The 3,193-nt window shown below is 35.6% G+C and carries 3 protein-coding genes; 2 read left to right on the top strand and 1 reads right to left on the bottom strand.

Features of this window, described 5'->3' with window-relative positions; all coding sequences use genetic code 11:
* Positions 1-244: 244 nt before the first annotated feature.
* Complete coding sequence (locus tag E1171_RS03960) at positions 245-943, top strand: DUF2490 domain-containing protein (protein WP_155204304.1); 699 nt, start codon at positions 245-247, stop codon at positions 941-943.
* Between the two features lie 198 nt (positions 944-1,141).
* On the opposite strand, the gene E1171_RS03955 is transcribed toward E1171_RS03960, so the two are convergent.
* A complete protein-coding gene (locus E1171_RS03955) occupies positions 1,142-1,945 on the bottom strand; it encodes an SRPBCC family protein (RefSeq protein WP_155204303.1) in 804 nt (267 codons plus the stop codon).
* A gap of 675 nt (positions 1,946-2,620) precedes the next feature.
* Here E1171_RS03955 and E1171_RS03950 point away from each other — a divergent pair.
* The coding region (locus E1171_RS03950; RefSeq protein ID WP_155204301.1) for a hypothetical protein at positions 2,621-3,193 on the top strand (573 nt) is incomplete at its 3' end.

Genomic DNA, 3,193 nt, shown 5'->3' with positions numbered 1-3,193 from the left:
ATTTAATCTTCAAAGCTCCCTTAATAAGTGGTGCTAAAAAGGAATTTGATCTTAAAAAAACAGGAGTACTTATTTGTAAATTATTGAATAAAAGTAAAAATACTATAATGAAATTTTACCTATTGGATGTTAAGATTTTATGAAATCCAGATAACACCAATATTTTAATTACATTTGTCAAAAAAGTATATTACAAATTAACGGATTTAGGGTTATCCATTTTTTGGTCTAATATTATTTGAAAATGAAAAAACGTTTATTCTTAGTGGTAATTAGCATTTCCTTCTTCTTATCAAAGAATGTAAATGCTCAGGTAAATGAAGATTTGATAGGTGCATGGTATATGTATTTCTTCAATACGACATTTAAAGATAGCCAATGGGGTGTTCAAGGTGATATTCAATACCGTAATTGGAACGCTGCTGGAGATCTTGAACAACTATTATTGAGAGGAGGGATAACCTATAAACCGACGAATGCAGACGTCAAATTAACACTAGGTTATGGAAATGTGACATCTGAGGGTGCTGGATCCGATAATTCAACAACTAGGGAGAGTAGAATTTATCAGGAAGCCCTATTCCCAGTTCAATTTGGTAAGCGAATTTACACTAACCATCGTTTTCGTTTTGAACAAAGATTTGTGGAAAACCAAGATTTTAGGACACGGTTCAGATATAATATCTTTTTAAATATCCCATTAAACAAAGCAGCAATGGAGAAGAATGCGATCTACCTAGCCTTGTATAATGAATTGTTTATCAATGGGCAACGAAACATTGGGGACGATAATAATGTGGAAATTTTTGACCGGAACCGATTCTATACAGCATTGGGATACATACTTAATGATGGGCTTAAAGTTCAGTTGGGTGTAATGAACCAGACAACAGATAATTGGAGTAAAAAACAGGTACAGGTGAGTGTTCACCAAAATTTTTAATACCCACAACAAAACTTAAACTGCCTTTAAAGGCAGTTTACTCAATCCGTTTCAGACAGGGGTAAGTTCGTGTCTCAAAAGCTAATTGTAGCCAAAAGAAAATTTTTGGATAAGCTCTAACCCATTTTGCCTTTTTGTTGACCGCCCATCAGTCGATGTTTGATTTTTAATGGTATTGTTCGTCCCCCCCCTTTTTGTTTATATTCCTGTTGATAAAAGACCAGAAGGGTCCGTGCTTTCTTCATTCGCTCTTTTCAACGTCCTTTTCTCTGCTTGACTTTTTAGTTCCGCAAAAGAGTTGATTAACATTGGGTGAATGAATTTGTCTTGTACGGAGCGTGGTAATAAAGGCTTGGTTGGTGCCATTGAAGAGAAATCTACTTCTACATTTTCCCCATCGATAGGGCGAATTACCCAATGCTCTTCATATTTTTCCTGCCGCTTCACTTTCTTTGTTCGGTCCAAATAGTCAGGTATTGAATAGGCATCTACCAGGGTTTTTTCAGCCTCTTCCTTTACTTGATACTGTAAGACTAAATCTTGTTGTGGAAAGAGGCGAGGAATAGCAAATTCTGTGTAAAACACCCATTGCCCTTCTTTTTCATCTAAAACTTCGAACTTGCGCGCATTTTTTTTCCATTGATTCAACGCTTCTTCAGAGCGAAGACAATAAAGAATATCGGAAACATCTGCTTTTACATTCGCTTTAATCCGTATTTGTCTTGTTTTTAAACTGTCTCCAATGACAATCCATCGAGACATCAGCTGTACTTTTTTCGATTCTTTAACGACCTTCCATTCACTCGTTGGTTCAAAGGATATCTGGGCATGTGAATTTTGGGCAAGGAGAATAGACAGTAAACCCCCAAAAAGGCTAAAAAGAAGCGATTTCCTTAAAAAACCAGAGCTTTGAAGAAACCGGTTACTCCTCAGAGACAGAGAGCCCATTTGATTGTAAACTATATTCGATAATTCGCTTATTTTCTTTTTTGAACTTGTCATATATCTGAATTCCAATTAATTATTAAGTTATGAAGCATTTATATACGGTCTAAGTGAAAAAACTTAGGTTGTATAATAGGCTCCTGAATGGTTAAAAAAGAATGTTGAATGGTATGGAACAATGCCGGACTCTACCAAACCCTTCTTGAATTTCAAGAAGGTTACTTATTCACTCTTATAATTAGAATGAGAAAAGGTATGGTGAATAAGTTTGTGTCTCTTCACCCTCTTAAGACCAGGATTTTTTCTATTTTCCATATTTCCAACATCGGTATAATCTGCGGTTATATTCAGCTTGGAGCCAAATTCAAAGCATTAAATTAACTCTAGCTGAAACACCTCTTAAAATATTAAAATAAACTAACGGTATTAATATATTTTTTATTGTTAGTCCTTAAAGGAAAAATATCGAAAACTTCGAGAGTGGCTGTTTTTATATTTTGATGTATTTTTTTCAAAATAATAGATAATAGGGGCTCAAAGCTATTTTCTTTAGAAGAAATTTGATTTCAATGGCCTCAAGGACTCCCAATCCACTTTCTTCATCCTTGAATGGGGTAAATAGAGTTAGGCGGTAGGGGGGGCTCCATTTCACCCAGAAAATGTAAAATTAGGTCATATCTTTCCCTAAAGTCACTTATTATTGTATTCATAAACTATTGCGGTAGGAAATCTATGGGTGAAAAACCAGTCAATTTATATGAGGTGCCTTATAAGGTACTTTTCCAAGAGGTGAGGCATCGCTACCCTAATTATACTTATGATTTTAAAAAACATGTAATCATTCTTCATGATGAAAATAGAGAAGCCCTTGGCCACATTCGCTTGCCCCTGCATTTGTCCATAGATGATCAGCTCACCATTACCAATGAGGAGACCTTAGTAGTATACCTTAGTATTGAATCGGGTAAGGCTGCCTTATGTGTTAGGAAAGGTAAACACAACCTTTATCATACCACTTTTTCTGCTTATATGACCCGTAAAAAACAGGGCGTTAGCCAGATTAAATATTTGAACAAGAAAGGTAAGTCCAGGGCAGGATCCAGGGTCCGATTAGCCGCCACGGTTGATTTTTTCGAAAGAATAAATACTACTCTATTAGAAATCTTTGATAAGCATGAAATACAACGCATTGCCTTGAATTGCAACACCACACTTATTCCTTACCTACATCAATCCAAGGTGGCCTGTCCTTTTGATAAACAAGACCCTCGTCTCTATAAAATCCCTTTACATATTCCACAATCC

This window comes from Xanthovirga aplysinae (assembly GCF_009711365.1).
GTDB lineage: Bacteria > Bacteroidota > Bacteroidia > Cytophagales > Cyclobacteriaceae > Xanthovirga > Xanthovirga aplysinae.
The sequence above is the reverse complement of the archived record's forward strand: the minus strand, read 5'-3'. Positions and strand labels throughout refer to the sequence as shown.

Bases quoted from the DNA above. Each gene is read 5' to 3' on its own strand.
- E1171_RS03960 (WP_155204304.1), top strand. From the start codon at position 245: ATGAAAAAACGTTTATTCTTAGTGGTAATTAGCATTTCCTTCTTCTTA.
- E1171_RS03955 (WP_155204303.1), bottom strand. From the start codon at position 1,945: ATGACAAGTTCAAAAAAGAAAATAAGCGAATTATCGAATATAGTTTAC.